Origin of the sequence: Citrobacter sp. On2M (assembly GCF_018035235.1) — a bacterium.
Lineage (GTDB): Bacteria > Pseudomonadota > Gammaproteobacteria > Enterobacterales > Enterobacteriaceae > Citrobacter > Citrobacter meridianamericanus.
Genome location: NZ_WPCV01000005.1, coordinates 102,742 through 120,207 on the forward strand (window position 1 = coordinate 102,742; position 17,466 = coordinate 120,207).

Consider the following 17,466-nt stretch of genomic DNA (forward strand, 5'->3'; position numbering starts at 1 on the left):
AATACTTAATCAAACACACCATTAATTACCGCGGTGACAATCGCCGTACTCAGTGCAATCAACACCAGATTGTCGCCCACAACCTGCCATTCATAACCTGGATAATACGGCAATTGGTTCAGCATAGAGGATGGAACACTTTTCTTAGCGATCCCCGGAGGAAGCGGCTTTCCTCGCGCCAGATTTTTGGCGATACCCGGAGGCAGTGACTTATAGCCCGTCAAACCATATCTGACGGCATACTGTCTGGCCACGTTATAGCTGATGTCACTATCAACATGGTCCGGCTTACCATAATTTTTACGTTGTTCTGCCTGCGAATTGCTTTTCTGGCTATTGCCCTTATTCCCGCTATTACCATGATTGCTACTATTTCCATGGTTGCCACTATTACCATTGCCGTTGCCATTACCGGGGTTGGCCAATACTGGGGTGGCGCACATCGTCATCGCGGCAACGGCGACTAAAGCTGTTGCTAAAGCACGAAGTCTGGACATGATGATTCCTTAAAATGTGGATACATATAAAAATGTACGGTATCGCGTGAATACTGGCTATCGCTATAACTCCGATTTATTGGCAAAAAAGGGGGAAAGCACGTAGCGCACATCACGCTATTCGCCTCGCCGCGGTGGAGAAAAGTTAGCCAAAGATGTTGCAGAACTGCTATAAAGTCTTTCTCTTCTGTCGGCTGGTGTTAAACTGGAAAGTGTGATCTTCATCATAACCTGCTTAAACAGAGAAAAGAGACACTGCTATGCAACATATCATTGAGGGCTTCCTCAACTTCCAAAAAGAGATTTTCCCTCAACGCAAGGAACTCTTTCGCAGCCTGGCATCCAGCCAAAATCCTAAAGCGCTTTTCATCTCCTGTTCCGATAGCCGCCTGGTGCCAGAACTCGTTACTCAGCAAGACCCCGGACAGCTTTTCGTTATCCGCAACGCCGGTAATATCGTCCCCTCTTTCGGCCCGGAACCGGGTGGCGTATCCGCGACTATTGAATACGCGGTTGTGGCACTTGGCGTGACGGATATCGTCATCTGCGGACACTCCAACTGCGGCGCAATGAAAGCCATCGCCGATAGCCAGCCTCTGGATCCGATGCCTGCTGTGGCTCACTGGCTGCACTATGCCGATGCCGCGAAAGCCGTGGTCGAGAAAAAAACCTGGGCTAACCCAATCGATAAAGTTAACGCCATGGTGGAAGAGAACGTTATCGCGCAGCTCAACAACATTAAAACGCATCCTTGTGTCGCGGTTGGACTGCGAAATAATGCGCTTCGTCTGCACGGCTGGGTATATGACATCGAAAGCGGTGAAATCCGTACCCTGGATAAAAACAGCAAAACCTACGTTTCCCTTGCTGAAAACCCGCAGGTGCATTTCGAGTAATTCTTCCACTGGAGCAAGGATGCTCTGGATAATTTTTACCTACTTTGGTGCTATGGACAAAAAACATCCTTGTTACTAACATTAAAATAACCGCAGGTGTTACCACGCGGTTTTCGCACATTCATACAACATTGCGACATTGCGACATTGCGACATTGCGACATTGCGACATTGCGACAAGTCTCATGAGCTGCCCCGCAAGTAGCTGTTCATACATGGTGCAAGCGATAAAAAGGAGCAGGTACGAATGCAAGCGAAAATAAAAAGAATAATAAACATGTTATTCTATCATGAGTCGTGGGATATCATGATTATTAAGGATCATGGTATACACTTATTTCCTGATAACACGCTGGAAATATTGAATAAATCTACTGCGCAGCAGTTAAAAAAGAAATATACGTTTCAGGCCGATCCTTTTCTTATTGAAAAAGACGACAAACTGTATGTTTTTTATGAAGCTTTTAGCTTCCGCAACTCGAAAGGCACGCTCCGCTGCCGCATTCTTGATCGTGAACTAACTGAAATTGATGATGTGAAACTTGAAGGATTTGACGACCTGAGGTGTCATTTGTCATTCCCTTTCCTGATTAATATTAACAATCAACTCTTCATGATCCCAGAATCATCAGAAAGAAAAGAAGTGCTCCTGTTCCAGTCGGTAGAGTTTCCTGCGCGCTGGAAGAAAATTAAAGTTCTACTCTCTGATACCGAAGTCACAGATAACATTTTTCTTTCAATAAATGAAACTTGCTATCTTTTGTCGACCACCATGGATAATAAAATAATTATTCATTCCGCAGAGCATCTTCACGGTCAGTGGCAGCGGATCACCCCTACATTAAAGGTGAGTAATCATCATCATCGAGGAGCTGGTACCCCTTATCTTGTCGATAATAAAATGTACTTCCTCACCCAGGAATGCACGCCCGAAACTTATGGAAAATCTATCTATATCAAAGAACTAGTTACACTTAACGATATTAACTTTGATGAGAATCTGATCGAACAAATCAATTCATCGATCAACCACAGTGACGGTGTTCATACGCTGAATTTCTCAAATAATTTCATTGCTTATGATACAAAAATCAATAAGTTCAGTCTGTTGGCTATCTTAAAAAAACTATCATATAAATTTATGGTAAAATACAGAAACATCTACCTTTCCCGGCAACACAACTGATTCACTGGATTCTCAGGTGACATTGGTAGAAAATTGTTCGGGTTTCTAGCATTTTTCTGGAGTCTGTATGGCAATTCTTGTCACAGGTGGTGCAGGTTATATTGGTTCACATACTGTTTTATCACTACTGGAAAGAGGCGATGATGTCGTTGTCATCGATAATCTGGCAAATGCGAGTCGGATATCGCTGGACAGGGTCGCGGAACTTACCGGAAAGGAACCCATTGTCTATATCGCCGATGTTCTCGACAGACAGGCCTTAAAAAACATTTTTACCAACCATCACATCACCGATGTCATTCATTTTGCAGGGCTCAAATCGGTTTCCGAGTCGATAAAAGAACCTCTTGCCTACTATGAAAACAACGTCACAGGAACGCTGGTTTTACTGGATGAGATGCTGGCCGCAGGCGTTAACCGATTCATTTTTAGCTCATCAGCTACGGTATACGGTAATCCGGAAAGCGTGCCGTTGAGCGAGCAATCACGCACGGGCGGTACCACCAATCCCTACGGCACCTCTAAATTAATGGTCGAACAGATTCTGGCCGATTTCTCGCGTGCGCAACCTGATTTCCGCATTACCTGCCTGCGCTATTTCAACCCAGTCGGCGCTCATCCATCGGGTCGCATTGGTGAAGATCCTAACGGTATCCCAAACAACCTGGTGCCATACATCTCCCAGGTCGCGATTGGTAAGCTAAAAACCGTATCGGTGTATGGTAATGACTATCCAACCCCTGACGGAACCGGCGTGCGTGATTATATCCACGTCATGGATCTGGCGACTGGTCATTTAGCCGCGCTTGATTGCCAGAACAAAGGCGCTGCCTACAAGGTGATTAATCTCGGTACCGGGGTCGGTTATTCCGTGATTGATCTGATTAAGGCGTTTGAGAAAGCGGCCCAGACCAAAATTCATTATCAGTTTGCCGCCAGAAGACCCGGAGACATTGCCGAATGTTGGTCTGACCCGTCACTGGCATACAAAGAGCTCGGTTGGAAGGCGGTCTACAACCTTGATGAAATGATGCGTGACACCTGGAACTGGCAAAAAAATAACCCGAATGGTTATAACATCTGATATGCCCTGTAACGAGCCTGACGGTCAGGCTCGTTGTCGTAACGGGCTAGCGTGCAGTAATCGTTGATACGCGATACCAGCCGCTGCTCTGCTTCCCTTCGTTAGCAAAGTTAATTCGTGCCGCGCCGGATTTATCCAGTATCGCGACCTCAATCGCGTATTGACCTTTCGCGAGTTGTCCCGGGATGGGCAACGCATAGCTGACCTGATACTTTCCAGGCAACCAGTGCCGTATATCATCCGCCGCATTCCCCTGCGCAACGACCTTATTAGCGCTATCCACCACACGAAATGCCAACGTGTAGGGCAGATAAATCGGTGCGTTACCCTCGTTATACCAGATACTGTTTAATACCAGCGTTGGTCCACCGTCCCACACTGATTCATGACTCAGAGACGCTAAGCGATACCGATAGCCCAGTTTGGTCAGCGCATCGTCGACAATCGGTCGATAATCGCTTGGGATCGTTCTCGATTTCAGGTTGATGGTGCTGGCGTGCTGCTTGACCGCCCAGTCAAAAATACCCTGCACTTCGGCACGCGTATAATGAAAAGTATTCTTCCAGTCTTGCATATATGAACAGATTTCCAGACTGACCGGCGCACGTTTCCAGGCATCGTTAAACCCTGCATAACTCTGCTGTGCTGCCAGTAATCGCTGCGGGTAATCATCGGCCATATGGTTCCAGTTTTCTGAAAATACACGCAGATCACCCCAGCAGTCCGCCCGCCATCCCGCCCCTCGCGCCACCGCATTCGCCAGGCTTTGTCCACCGCTCATCAACATAATTTTCGGGGTCGAGGGGAAGGCGGAAAAATGCATTGCAACATAGCGGTCCAACTGCGCCGTGGTGTATCGCTCCAATAGTGGCTGCAGATTAGGGAAATTGCTGTTATGCCACTCTCCCCAGGCCCCCACCATGCCTATATCGACAAAAGCGAGATTCTCATTACCGTCGTAGCGTTTTCCGAATGCGTTCAGCAGACGCTGGCTATATTCAATAAACAGAGGGTCATCTAAATCCGGAATAAATGTTTTATTATCGGGTGTCCACGTACCTTTCACGCCTTTTTTAATTAGCCAGTCGGGAATTTTTGAACCGTCCCCTGGGTCGGCTAGCGCCATAAACCGTAACCCGACGTTCATCGCAGGACGATGTACCGCCGCGTATTTGAAGGCAGCATCCACCAGCGCAAAATTATACTGACCTTCAACAGGTTCCAGTTCTTGCCAGTAAAACCGGTCGTATTCAAACCCGGTATTGGGGTAATCAGCCAGACCCAGCGTTTCACCGTATCCCTGATGAAAACTTGCCACGCCGATCCCCGGATTGGTCAGCGGGCCAGTTAATGCTTTGGGGGTTACGGTCGTTAATGCGGAGATGACCGTTAACGGAAAGGACATTAACAACAGCGCAGAAACCCATTTACACTTCATCGCAGTAATGCCTCCACAGGTTTGTTAACGCTAGTGGTTTTTCAGACTTAACCACCAATCCCAGATACCTACGTGAAAATTTTGGAACACATCAATACCTAACGCGGATTTGATCATATACAGCGTCAACAATACGCAGCAGGTAACGAACAGCACGGCAATCAGCAGCAAAAAAGTGAGCAACATTCTCGACAGGGTCGATTCCTGGCGGTGCTGGCGGCGTAAATCTCTGCCAAACAAAAAAACCAGATAATAACGCTTACTGAAAAAGGGAAAACTTCGCCGAATATCGATCTGATGCCGCGAAGCCAGAGTCGAGGCCAGAATCGCATTTTCCACCCCTTCTTTCTGTTCAGGGGTCAATTCCTGCGCAATCGTCTCATCAAGATGAGTATAAAATCGTTCGATGACAGGGGGACGGTTTTGATAACTGGTCAAAATTAACCTATATCTTTATTAATTGAGTGATAGACGTTAACCGTCTTTTTGGCGATTTCATGCCAGTTATAGTGTTGTAAATATACACGATAGTCCACACTATGGGTTGGCGCCCACTGGGTTAATTTCTCGGCAAGACTAACCACATCTCCGACCTTAAAATAGGCCTCGGCGGGAAGTTGAACTTCGAGGTTTGCCGGAATATCACTGACGACGGCAGGAAGAGAAAATGACATCGCTTCCAGCAGCGCAATGGGCAAACCTTCATGGTATGAAGGCATCACAAACAGCCGGGCCTGCGAAAACACCGCCTGCAGCTCATCACCGCGTAAAAAACCAGTCATCACAACGCCTGGTGTATCTGCGGCAAGCTTTTTGAGGCGAATGCTGTATTCGGTTGGATGATCCGCATCGCCAATTAGCACCAACGGCATGGTCAAACCGCTGCACTGATAGGCGGCGATGGCATCATGCATCCCTTTTTCTTCCACAAACCGCCCAACCACCACAAGGTAATTTTTCGGCTGTAGCCCAAAGCGGGAGAGCGTATTGTCGATGGTCTGTTCAGATAACAACCGCGGCTCATTGACGCCATTGTGAATTAAATGCGCATCATAGCGACCGTGTTTTTTCTGGATCAGTTGATTAATGACTTCAGAGATCACAATCACTTCGTTGGCATATCGCACTGCCCAACGTTCGCCCAGCAACAATATTTTTTTGGCAACGAATCCCCACTTCTGACGATCGTAATCGGGCCCATGGTGGGTGAAAACCACCTTTTTGCCTAACATGCGTAGTAATGGGATCACAAGGCCAGGTCCAATAGCATGGACATGCACAATATCCGAATGGTCGATACTTGTCCTGAACGCCGCTAAAACGGAATGGACAATCGCTTCCAGCGAACGCTTTTTGGGAGCCCACAGCGCGTAAGTTTCGACCTTCTTATAGATCGAACGTTTGTAATTTACATACGGCGAGCGAGCAATCACACATATATCAACGTCAAACTGCTGTTTAATGGCTGGATAAAGATTTTGGCAATGTGTCTCCACACCGCCCAATACATCAGGAATTCCACGCGTACCAAAAACCGTTATTTTTTTACTCATGCTATGGCCTGCTCAGCAATTCTTTATACAGCGCCTGTAGGGTATCCATATGTTTACTCAACGCATATTTCTCACTCAACCGCGCACGACCCTGCAGCCCCATAGTCCGCGCCTTTTCTGGCGAGTCGGCCAGGGCGTCCATCCCATTTGCCAACTCCTGCGCATTGCCAGGTTCAAATAAAATCCCTTCAATACCGTCACGAATTTGTTCCGGGATGCCGCCGATGCGCGACCCGATCACCGGCTTGCCCAAGGACATCGCCTCTAATATCGCCATCGAACAGTTTTCATAGCATTCAGAAGGAAGGATCACCGCCCGCGCATGCTTGATAAGTTTGTCGAGAGCCTCCCCTTGTTGCACATAACCTAAAAACTCAACATCCGGGTATTGGGCAACCAATTCGTCGTGCAACGGGCCGTGGCCCACAATTTTCAGCGGCGCTTTATTCTGCATTTTCTGATGCGCCGCCAACAACGTTGCCACTCCCTTTTCACGGCTCAGGCGACCGAAGTAAAGCATATAGCCCTCATCGCTTATCTCACCCAAGGGACGGCTATCATCAACGCCATTAACGATGACATCAATGCGAGAGTTCGGCAGCTTACGTAGCAATACGCCGCGTAAAAAGACGCTTGGCGAAACGATCACATCCAGCGCCTGGTAATTTTGCGCAATATACTGCCAGGTCGCCTCTAAAGAGAGCAGTAAGCTTTTTGAGGCGGAACCTTCCTGACAACGATACCTGAAGGCATTGAAAACCGTCCCGGTAATACAAGAATCACACACTTTGCCATCGCGCAGCATCGAATAGGCGGGACAGACGATCTTGTAGTCATGCGCGGTCAGCACCGTTTTGCAGCCAAAATTGCGCGCTACTTTAATCAATGCCGGCGTTAACTGATGGTAAATATTATGAAAGTGAACAATATCCGGACGCTCTTTTTGTAATAACGCCAGCATCTTTTTGCAGGCCTGGGAATTATGAATAAAGTTAACCGCCGTTTTGAGCCCGCCCAGCAGATTACTTTCTTTATGATAATCCACATTGTTGACGAAATAATCCGCATAGTCCGAAGGGAAATTGTTCTCATGCTGCATAGAGAAATCAATAACCTGCACTCCGGCCTGTTTCAGCATATCGCGCTCTTGAAAATAAACCGTTTCCGCGCCGCCTTTAATGAAAAAAAACTTATTCACTAATAAAACTTTCATTGCGCCAGCCTTGGTTATTCATGAATGATTTTACTGTCAGGCGGAGTCAACGGATCGCGTATCGGTTTAGTCAACCCTTTAACAAGCCCCGCAGAAAGCACGGCCAGATTCATTACGCTCTGTAATCCGTTTAATAACGATCGGTTCTGCACGGTTTTCAAGACAACAAAGACAAGCAACGGAAGAAATGCAATATCGAAAAGCTCTAGATTGAAGGTCACTGCCGCAATGAACAAGGCAATCAGGTAAACAGCAAAAATCGCCTCGTTCTTAACCATTTTTAACGCTTTACTGAAATAAGGTTTTCCCCAGGCGCAGCGTAGAAGCTCGCCAGGAGCCTGATAGTATCCGCTTGTCCAGCGGTGCTTCAGCAACTGAAAGGTCGGCATGGTATGCGAAGTATGAATAAAATACGGAATATTCAGACGGCGCAATTTATAACCCGCATCAAGTAAACGCAGACCCAGTTCGGCTTCCTCATAAGCATGCAAATTACGGTTGGTAAGATAACCAATTTTCTCTATCGCCGAGCGGCGATATAATCCGCCACCGCCTAAATGGTCGCTATCCCCCAGGGGATAAATCTTATTTATTCGCTGCTTACGCGATTTAAACTCATAGTTAACGGCATCGTCCATTTCAACGGTTCCCGCGACGCCTGCATATTCCGGCTCAGCCTGCAAGAACGCGACGGCCTGATCCACAAAGCCCTCTTCCAACTCCATGTCGCCATCCATCAGCAACAGATATTCCCCTTCACTATAAAGATAACCCAACTGATGCCCGACGCCGCAGCAACGATCGTTTGGGTTAGTTAATGACACTACGGTCGCCCCTTTATCGATCGCAAGCTGTTGGGTGTTATCCGTTGAAAGACTGTCGGCCACAATAATTTTGTGTGGATAATCAACAAGCTGCTTACGGATACTGTCAATCGTTTTCTCAATACATTCAGATTCATTGAGCGTTTTAATACTCACTGAAATAAACGGTTTATAGTCCATACAATTACCCTACGCAGCGAAGGACGGTTCGACGAATCACCAAACTCGATCCTAGTGATAAATAGAACAGGAATTGTAACATCGGTATAATCATCAGTATCTGACTGTAAGGTAAGCTGATTAAGCAACTGATAGCAAAAGCGTTAAACGCTGGTGCAAAACTCAGCAACTGGAGATCCTGCTGGTCCAGCTGTGCAAGTGTCAGTAATGGCTTTGGCTGACAAACTTTCAGGATATAAATGAACAAGCTAATAAAAAGCAACGTGCCGATAACGCCGACCTCCCACAGCAGCATACTCAGAGAAGTCGAGTCGAGGATTAAGTTATAGATAATATTCAAAAAGCCCGGCGATACCGTACTACCGCTGTTAGTGGCATTGAGTCCGTAGCCAAATAACGTTCCTGTAAGTCCCCACAAATCGTTATTTTTCAACCAGAACAGGAAGGTCGTAAAACGCCCTAACTCCCCGGTAGACATAATGTAGTTCGGATCAAAGATATAGCTTAAGGAGTCAATAAAAATGCTCAACGCGCTTTTCGACGGATCGCCGCCAAACGCGGAAGAATAATAGTACGCAAGGATCACTATCGACAGACTAACGAGCAACAGCATTCCTGCGACAATAATCAGCAATGTCTTTAGATTAACCTTACTCACGTCTTTGACATAGCTCGGGGAGATCCACACCCACGCGAGGAATATTGGTGAAAGTAGTATAACGAACTTCACTTCACCCATAATGCATAACCCGATCCCAAGAACGATATGCAAGGCCATGGATTTAAACGTGGTCAGCCCGTGCTTATACTCAGAAACTTTTAACAACATAATCAACAGGCAAAACAGGCCCATTGCGGCAGTATTACCGCCCCCCATGGGATCTCCGCCGAACGTACCAACCACGGAATCCCATTTCTCATCTTCTCCACGCACCGCGACGCGCTGGGGAACGACCAGTAAAACCTGATAAATCATTACCGGGATCTGCGCGTAAAACACCCAGTACAGAAAGCGTGTAACACGATAAATCTGCGATTCCCGACAAAATCCCAGCAGCAAGCAGATCATCACCAACGACAATGCGATTTCGTTTTTGAATGCCACAATCGCAACGGTAATCCCGCCCTGAATCAGCGTTGATGTTCCGGCCAAAATAAGAAACGAGAAGTACAGCGCCAGCACAATCGTTTCCTGCGCGTCCAGTTGCAGGGAGCCATCGCGCGTCTGCATCACCAACAATCCCACCATCAACAGGGTCAGGAAAAAGGGGATCCACAGCACCGACTGCAAGCCGGTAAAGTATTGCACCAGACCACACAGAATCAGCGTGACAAAAGTATAAACCTGTAAATAGTATCCGGTATTCAGCGTCATAGTATCACCGGCTTGTCTTTCAGAAGATTGGCTCGCTTATTCATTTTCAGATAAATGAAGGCGTAGCGAATAAATGTCAGGGAAGAAAACAGAATGACCGACGTGGCGTAGTCTTTATAAAAATAAGGGACGACGACAAAAGCGAATAACACAATCACCAGCTGTTCCAGTTGGATGCGCAGAAAGTAGCGGTGAGAGCCAAAAATAAGCTCGATCACCGTTAGGGGGCTTATCGCCAGCGCTGGGAATAAATAGGGCAACATGTAGCGTGAAGTCTCAATGGAGTTAATCCAGTCTTCGCTGAAGCCCAGCCGCATTACTATCGGATAGAAAATAAACACCCCGAGGGTACAGATAACCCCCAGTAACAACAACAGCATCCGTACCCTGGTATATTCCTGATAATTAAAGGTGTTATTTCTGAAGTCGATAGACCACTTGGAAAAAATAGTATTGCGCACCGCGTTTCCGATGATCACCACCGGCGCAAGACAGAAGCGGCTAACCACGGAAAAATAACCCGCCGTCAGCGCGGAGAACCAAAAGTTAATCAGCATAATCGGTAAATTGCTGCTGGCCATCGCCAACACCTCCGCGCTGCCGACTTTGGTAATGTGATGAATATTCTGTTTGAAAAAATGCCAATTACTGGTAGGCCGCAAATGTTGAATTGCTACCGAACGAACGTCAAACGAATGCAAAATGCAGCTGACGGTCAGTGCCATTGTCGCGCACGCCCATGCCCAATAAAACAGCTGCACATGGTGCGTCACCAGTACCGAAAGGAATACCACTACCGAGACAGAAATGCGTTGGAAAATCAGAAAACGAAAGTTAGCCGTGCGTAGAGACAGGTTCTCTGAGATTAAAACCCACGCCGTTGCCAGCGTCAGCAAATAGAGAAACAGGATATTCTGGTGAAACAACCATGCGGTCACTACGGCGTACGGTAAGGCAATAATCGTGCTTTGGATCAGACAGAACACGACGTTCTGCACCAGTTCTTCTTCCTGTTGTTTCGGAATTAACAGCTGTGATGCAAAGGTACATACCTGAGCGCCCACCACGGCGATACTGTAGTTGAGCGCATACAACCCCACCTCCGCCATATCATACTTGTGTGAAATCAACCAGATAGACAGCGCACCAATCAATTGCGAAATGACTGATGAACCGGCTATCGTGGAAGCGCTCTTCAGTAGACTCATACGCGGCCTGGCGTGGTCATCAGTTGATCGGTACTGAAGTTGAGTGAACGTAAACCTTCTTGCGTCTCAAGATCTTTTTCTTCAACCGCATTGAGTACCGCGCCAATAACCGCGCCGTTATTTTCCTCCAACTTATCCAGCGCGTTGGCGATTTGCCCGGCGGACCCCGCCCCAGCTTTCACGACGAAAATCACCCCATCAACGGCGCGTTTAATCAGTTGAACATCCTGACTCTGATTCACAGCTGCGACATCAATAATGATGCGCTGATAGTGCGATTTCAGCTCGCGCATTAAAGGCTCAACGTGACCCGACGACAGCATCAGTAAAGAAGAGATTGCGCTCTTGCCGTGCGGAATAAAATCGAGATTATCACTGAGCGTAATCCGCGCCTGTTTAAGCTCAGTCTCCCCGCGCAACAGTTCCGCCAGACCTGCGGATGTTGCCGACGCCAGTTCAGAAGAGAGCCCATCAGTATTAAAGAAATCCGCATCAATAAGCAGAGTTTTCTGATCGAAACTAAAGGAGTTCGCCAACAAACTCGCCAGCAGAGAACGTCCTTCACCGTGCTCCGTTGACGCCACGATGAGCGTCTGTAATGACCGGTTATCGAGCATAATCCGGGTACGGATACCGTGCACAATATCGGCATTCAGCGGGTTCTTCAGGATCATGTCACGCACCTGCGCGCGCCCAGAGATCCCACTAAAACGACGGATTTCACCAAGCGGTACAACGTTCAGGCGTTTTCTCATACGACTCAACGTACCGATTGAGTTATCCATCGCCGCTTTGACAATGAAATACATGATGCTGAACACCACCACCAGCATGACCACCATCACCAACAGCAGTGATTTATTCGGCTTCGCCGGTTTCAATGCTGGAACAGCCGGATCGTATAACACCGCATCAGCATTCACGCCGGAGAGCGACAGCTCCTGAGTACGCTGATAAAGCGATTTGTACAGATCTTCCATTTTATCTAACGCCAGTTTTTGGCTGTTCCAGGCATCCCGTTTTGACGCCATTTTCTGGAAGATCGCTTTCTGCTCAGCCAATTGTTGCTGGTAGTTCTTTTCATCCGCAAGCGCCGCCAGATATTGCTGGCGTAAACCCACTTTCAGTTCACCCAACACCCGTCCCGTTTGGCTTTGGATCGACTGCACATCAGCTTCTGCTTTTAAAATGGCCGGGTTTTTTGGCCCATAGACTTTGCGCAATTCAGACAACGTACGCTGCGCCTGAATTAACGCAATGCGTAAATCCTGAATCTGGGCGTGGTTAGAGACCGAAGGTAGCGAGATAACACTCTCAGCGGACTTCCCTCCCCCGTTCACCTCGTTATAGACAGATTCCGCGGCAACACGACGCTGAGTCGCATCGGCCAGGCGATTGGTCACGATACTTAACTGCTCGGTTTCAAAACCATCAATACCGCGAAAGGTCAGCAGCCCGGCATTTTTCAGATAACTCTCCATATCTTCTTTTTGCTTCGCTATCGACTTCTGAATTTCTTCCATTTTTTCATAATTCAGTTTGCGGGCTTGCTCCACTTTCAGACGCTTTTGCTCCACCGTATAGTTGATGAAAGCCTGCGCGACACCGTTGGCGATGTGCGCCGCAACCTGAGGCGAAGTCGATTCATAGGTAATCGAGGCCAGGTTCGTTGTACGAATACCAATGACATTCAGGTTTTTCGACAACGTTTTCAGCGCCTGCTCTATTCTCAGTTGCCGACTTTCACTGCTATCCGCCCCTTGAGCATCGGTTTTTTCCCCGATAAATTCTGGGTTCTCATCCAGCTTCATATCGCGAACGGCTTGCTCGAGCACAATCCGTGAATGCATCAACGCGTATTGCGTTTCATAGTAACCACTGCGCGTTGAATCGAAACCATCAACCTGTGGAAACGGAGAAACGTTATCGGCCTGCGCCTTAATCAGCACCGTTGCCGTTGACACATACTTTGAGGACATCATGCTGATTAACGGATAAGCAACGACCCCGGCAACGATACCGGCTAGCGCGATTTTCCAGGCGTTCTTTTTCAACTCTTTAGCAAAGCGGGAGAATTCGACAGTGCTTTCTCGTTTTTTGCCGTTTTCCACTATAGATAGTTTCATCGTTAGAAGAACCCCATGCCAATAATCACGACATCCCCAGGATGAACAGAGTGCGTTAAATCGACATTCTCAAGCAGCTGATTGCTACCCGACAGGCGAATGTTGATATCTTGACGGTCTGCACGGTCTGTAAACCCCCCCGCCTGCGCAATAGACTTCTCGACGGTAAGACCTGGCTCATAGGCGTATCCATTCGGACTTTTCACCTCGCCAGAAACATAGTATTTACGGAACTCGGCAATACTCACTGTCACCATCGGAGTGGTAAAATAATCTCCAGTCAGACGCTGAGTTAATTCTTTAGTCACCTGATCGACGGTTTTATCGTTTAATTTAAGAGCACCCACGAATGGGAAATTAATCTCGCCACTCTTATCCAAAATAAACCGCATCGTCATATCGGGTTGGCCATGAACAGCGATATTGACAGTATCCCCCGCGCCAAGCCGGTAATCCTGCTGAACAGCAGCAGGATCGTCCATTAATCTCGGGCTGGACGTTGTGCATCCGACCATCAGGATACTGAATAGCAAAACCGCGCACAGTTCTATTATTTTCATTTTAGATCTGAACCTTAGCTTTAAGCATAATCATAGAATTATCATAACCCAACGTTCTAATGACTTCCTGATTGTCGTTGGGACCGATATAAAACGAGTCAGTATCCTTATTCGAATTCAATGTATCTATTTGATATTTAATCTCAAAATTAACCGACGGCGTGTAGTCATAGCTCATGGTTACGCTAAATACTCCATCTTTATCATGTCGATCCTTATTCTGTTTTTTATAATCTTCCGAGGTAAATGAGTAATCCAGTAAGGTAGAAAAACGGTTGCCTAACCAGAAATGCTGGTAAGAAAGACCATACTGGGTCACTAAAATATATCCCCCAACTTCCGATGGGTCTTTAATGCTTTGCGCCGAGTGGACGGTGAATACAGACTGTTGTAACGGTTTCCACTCTCCTTTTATGTCCCAGTTTAGACCATTAAAATCCTGCGAGTTGGCACTGTTTTCAAATGTCTTGTACAACCATGAAATATTCATGTCGACATTGGTTTTCCCCGTTAACTGCGATTTCAGGCCATACAGTAAATAATACTCATTTGTGTCTTTTTCTGAGTTGTTATCATAGTGACGTTGGTTAGTAATAAAGCTATAGCGAAAGCGCGTCCTGGATGTGTACTGGTCAAAAATTTCTGCCACCAGGCTATTTTCGTGCCATTCCTGTTCCTGAATATAATTGTAGAAATCGTCACTGCTGTCCCGTACATCAGACGTGTTGCCGAAAGTGAGTTTTTTATACAACAACGCCAGTTCAGCTTTCCCACGCCCATCAGGTGCGCCGTAACTGTAACGCAATTCACTGTTGATAAAATTCGTCGTCAGTGGAGATGTAATCCCATACTGCTCGAATTGGCCCGGGAGAAAACCCTCGGTAATACCGCGGCCACGGGATTCATGCCCAAGCGTATCTTCCAGATTGAGGGTTAGACCATGCTTGAGCCCGTACCGCCAGGCACCGTTAAAACGGAAAAAATGATCGTTATAGTTATCAGCGGAATCACTGGAGTAGTTACGATAATCTCCGGAGTACATCAGTAAATACTTATCCTGATCGCGCTCTCCGATCATACTCAGTACAGGCGCTGCGCTCTGAAACGAGGAGCCGATAGCATCGCTGCTATGTGGCTGATAAGAAACGTTATCATTATAACCATAATCCACAGCGACCTTGCCCTGGAAGTCGATTCCCGCAAAGCCAATGTGTGATTTCGGGGTTAAATCAGCCCATGCGGGCTGCGATATCACGATTCCGGTAATCACTATCAATTTAGTATGCATTCTTACCGACAAATCCTTTGAAAATAGTTTTAATGATGATTTTGATATCCAGCCATAACGACCAGTTTTGAATGTACTCAATATCGTACTGAACCCGTTTTTCCATCTTATAAAGCGCATCGATTTCCCCGCGGAAACCGTTGATCTGTGCAAGCCCAGTGATCCCAGGCTTCACTTTATGGCGGATCATGTAATTTTCGACCTGTTTGCGGTACTGCTCATTATGCGTAACCGCATGGGGTCTGGGGCCGACAATCGACATACTTCCCTGCAATACGTTAATAAATTGCGGGAGTTCATCAAGCGAGGTACGGCGCAAGAAACTCCCGAATTTCGTTACACGTGGATCGTTTTTTGTCGCCTGAATAACCGTATCGGCGTTCTCCATCACACGCATCGAGCGAAACTTCCAGACCTTAATTTTTTGCCCACTCAGGCCATACCTATCTTGTTTGAAAAATACCGGCCCGCGGGAAGTGAGTTTAATACCAATGGCTATTGCCAACATCAGTGAAGAAATCATCACCATAATGATGCTGCCCAGCACCAGATCTTCCGCTCGCTTAATAAACGACCCCGCCCCTTCAAACGGCGAACTAAAGATACCGATAGTTTGCAGATTGTGGATGGAGCGCAACTTGGACATGTTGTTACTGTAGGTATAGAAATCCGGGACAATATAGGTATCGACGGTGGTGTCTGACATCATCGCCAGGAAATGACGAATACGGTGCAAGGCCACCATCGGTAAAGCGATATAGATTTCGTCGATATTGCCCTGCCTGGCTTCCTCGACCAGATTAATCACCGGGCCACGAAAGGGGCTTTTGACTTTATCAACGATATCTCCACAACGGGATAAGGCGCGCTCATCATAAAATGACAAATCTAATGTGATGTTGGCGTATTCGTTCATTAACGCGTTTTCTGCGGCCAGACCATTGTCAGTCAGACCAATAATCGCTACGCGCATACTCTTTTTCGTTGAATATTTAAAAATGAAAAAGCGAATGTAATAAAGAAAAGGTAATGGAATGAAGTACCAGTAAATAATCGCTGAATAAAAAGGCGCAGGCAGTCGGTCTAAGGCTCCGAGCGATTCAGGTTCAGCCACGGCGACAGTGACCAGCTCGTTACAAAAAATGGCCAGAAGCGTACAAACAACCAACCGTTTTTGGTTTCGCAGACCGATTGTTTTAATCTTTTGCTGATACATTTTGATGTATTCAGCAAATAGCAAATAAAAAACTGAGAACAGAATGCTCAGGATGGCAATAGTGTTAAAGGGCTCCACTCCCAGCAGATGGGCGCTAAAGATTAACGTCGCATTGATAACAATGAAATCGACCAGTTTTAGAAAGACTGGATATCCCTGGCTGCTAATCTTTAGCGAGTTTTTAAGCATAGCTCAGCCTATTATTTATTGATCTTTAATCATTTTTTTCCCATTTAATGTTGCTAATTATATCACAAGTCTAAAAAACGCAATGGCACACTGTCAGTAAATGTAAAAAACAATGTAATACAATGTGATGAGTTTCGCACCACATAAACTTAACATATTGATTAAATTAAGCATTTATTGACGTTTATTTTTGATTGTATCATATAAAAATATGGCTAATTGCAACATAATTGCCATTGACAGATCACAACCCATAAGCTATGAGCAGATAGAATCAAGTGATGCCACCTGACAACAGGTTAACCTTACAAGCAGTAACACTTCTTCCAACCCTGACAGTGTTACGCCCTGCAGCAAAAGCCCCGGTGAACGACAGAGATAATCATTAATTATATTAATAATATTCGTTATAAAAAGAACATAGCAATACATTCACAGCATAATAATTAGCAACGTTATCATTACCCATACTAAAAATATGTATTACATATCACTAATGTCAACATTCTGCGTGCAAACACCTTTAACACCAGAATTTTCAGCACTCATCAACATGTTTATGAAAATAAACAAAAGAGAATAAATGACAACATTAAAAACTTGTTAAAAATAGAGCAAACCACTCCAATAAAT

Annotated in this window: 15 protein-coding genes; 3 read left to right on the forward strand and 12 right to left on the reverse strand. The window is 46.4% G+C overall.

Annotated features, from left to right (window positions below; translation table 11 throughout):
- Positions 1–5 precede the first annotated feature (5 nt).
- Positions 6–497 carry an anti-virulence regulator CigR family protein gene (locus On2M_RS18440; RefSeq protein ID WP_151218147.1) on the reverse strand — a complete coding sequence of 164 codons (492 nt, stop codon included), beginning with the start codon at positions 495–497 and terminating at the stop codon, positions 6–8.
- Positions 498–757: 260 nt separating this feature from the next.
- Between On2M_RS18440 and On2M_RS18445 the strand changes: the two genes are divergently transcribed.
- From On2M_RS18445 to galE, 3 genes are all read left to right on the forward strand, one after another.
- The gene (locus On2M_RS18445) at positions 758–1,393 is read left to right on the forward strand and encodes a carbonic anhydrase (RefSeq protein WP_003037157.1); all 636 of its coding nucleotides are present in this window, start codon (positions 758–760) and stop codon (positions 1,391–1,393) included.
- Between the two features lie 247 nt (positions 1,394–1,640).
- Positions 1,641–2,579, forward strand: a complete 939-nt coding sequence (locus tag On2M_RS18450; protein ID WP_151224222.1) for a hypothetical protein — start codon at positions 1,641–1,643, stop codon at positions 2,577–2,579.
- A 67-nt stretch (positions 2,580–2,646) separates the two neighbouring features.
- The gene (gene galE / locus On2M_RS18455; protein ID WP_187258883.1) at positions 2,647–3,663 is read left to right on the forward strand and encodes a UDP-glucose 4-epimerase GalE; all 1,017 of its coding nucleotides are present in this window, start codon (positions 2,647–2,649) and stop codon (positions 3,661–3,663) included.
- A gap of 46 nt (positions 3,664–3,709) precedes the next feature.
- Here the strand turns inward: galE and On2M_RS18460 are convergent, their stop codons facing one another.
- Genes On2M_RS18460 through On2M_RS18510 form a run of 11 tightly spaced genes read right to left on the reverse strand, consistent with a single transcriptional unit; the run spans position 3,710 to position 16,833 of the window.
- Positions 3,710–5,101 (reverse strand): DUF4832 domain-containing protein, encoded by a 1,392-nt coding sequence (locus tag On2M_RS18460; protein WP_210905290.1) that lies wholly within the window; start codon positions 5,099–5,101, stop codon positions 3,710–3,712.
- A gap of 30 nt (positions 5,102–5,131) precedes the next feature.
- Positions 5,132–5,539 (reverse strand): hypothetical protein, encoded by a 408-nt coding sequence (locus tag On2M_RS18465; RefSeq protein WP_151218151.1) that lies wholly within the window; start codon positions 5,537–5,539, stop codon positions 5,132–5,134.
- A 2-nt stretch (positions 5,540–5,541) separates the two neighbouring features.
- Positions 5,542–6,654: a glycosyltransferase family 4 protein gene (locus On2M_RS18470; protein WP_187253078.1), complete on the reverse strand. Its 1,113-nt coding sequence runs from the start codon at positions 6,652–6,654 to the stop codon at positions 5,542–5,544.
- 1 nt (position 6,655) lies between these two features.
- Positions 6,656–7,867 carry a glycosyltransferase family 4 protein gene (locus tag On2M_RS18475; protein WP_151224223.1) on the reverse strand — a complete coding sequence of 404 codons (1,212 nt, stop codon included), beginning with the start codon at positions 7,865–7,867 and terminating at the stop codon, positions 6,656–6,658.
- A gap of 14 nt (positions 7,868–7,881) precedes the next feature.
- Complete coding sequence (locus tag On2M_RS18480) at positions 7,882–8,871, reverse strand: glycosyltransferase (protein WP_151218153.1); 990 nt, start codon at positions 8,869–8,871, stop codon at positions 7,882–7,884.
- Positions 8,872–8,875: 4 nt separating this feature from the next.
- Positions 8,876–10,246 (reverse strand): capsular biosynthesis protein, encoded by a 1,371-nt coding sequence (locus On2M_RS18485; protein WP_151218154.1) that lies wholly within the window; start codon positions 10,244–10,246, stop codon positions 8,876–8,878.
- Positions 10,243–11,454: an oligosaccharide flippase family protein gene (locus On2M_RS18490; protein ID WP_210905291.1), complete on the reverse strand. Its 1,212-nt coding sequence runs from the start codon at positions 11,452–11,454 to the stop codon at positions 10,243–10,245. The genes On2M_RS18485 and On2M_RS18490 overlap by 4 nt, the downstream gene beginning before the upstream one ends.
- A complete protein-coding gene (locus On2M_RS18495) occupies positions 11,451–13,580 on the reverse strand; it encodes a tyrosine-protein kinase domain-containing protein (RefSeq protein ID WP_187253081.1) in 2,130 nt (709 codons plus the stop codon). Before On2M_RS18495 ends, On2M_RS18490 begins: the two co-directional genes overlap by 4 nt.
- A 2-nt stretch (positions 13,581–13,582) precedes the next feature.
- Positions 13,583–14,140 carry a polysaccharide biosynthesis/export family protein gene (locus On2M_RS18500; RefSeq protein WP_151218156.1) on the reverse strand — a complete coding sequence of 186 codons (558 nt, stop codon included), beginning with the start codon at positions 14,138–14,140 and terminating at the stop codon, positions 13,583–13,585.
- Position 14,141: 1 nt separating this feature from the next.
- Positions 14,142–15,428 carry an outer membrane beta-barrel protein gene (locus tag On2M_RS18505; RefSeq protein WP_210905292.1) on the reverse strand — a complete coding sequence of 429 codons (1,287 nt, stop codon included), beginning with the start codon at positions 15,426–15,428 and terminating at the stop codon, positions 14,142–14,144.
- Positions 15,418–16,833 carry an undecaprenyl-phosphate glucose phosphotransferase gene (locus On2M_RS18510; protein ID WP_151218158.1) on the reverse strand — a complete coding sequence of 472 codons (1,416 nt, stop codon included), beginning with the start codon at positions 16,831–16,833 and terminating at the stop codon, positions 15,418–15,420. Before On2M_RS18510 ends, On2M_RS18505 begins: the two co-directional genes overlap by 11 nt.
- Positions 16,834–17,466 lie beyond the last annotated feature (633 nt).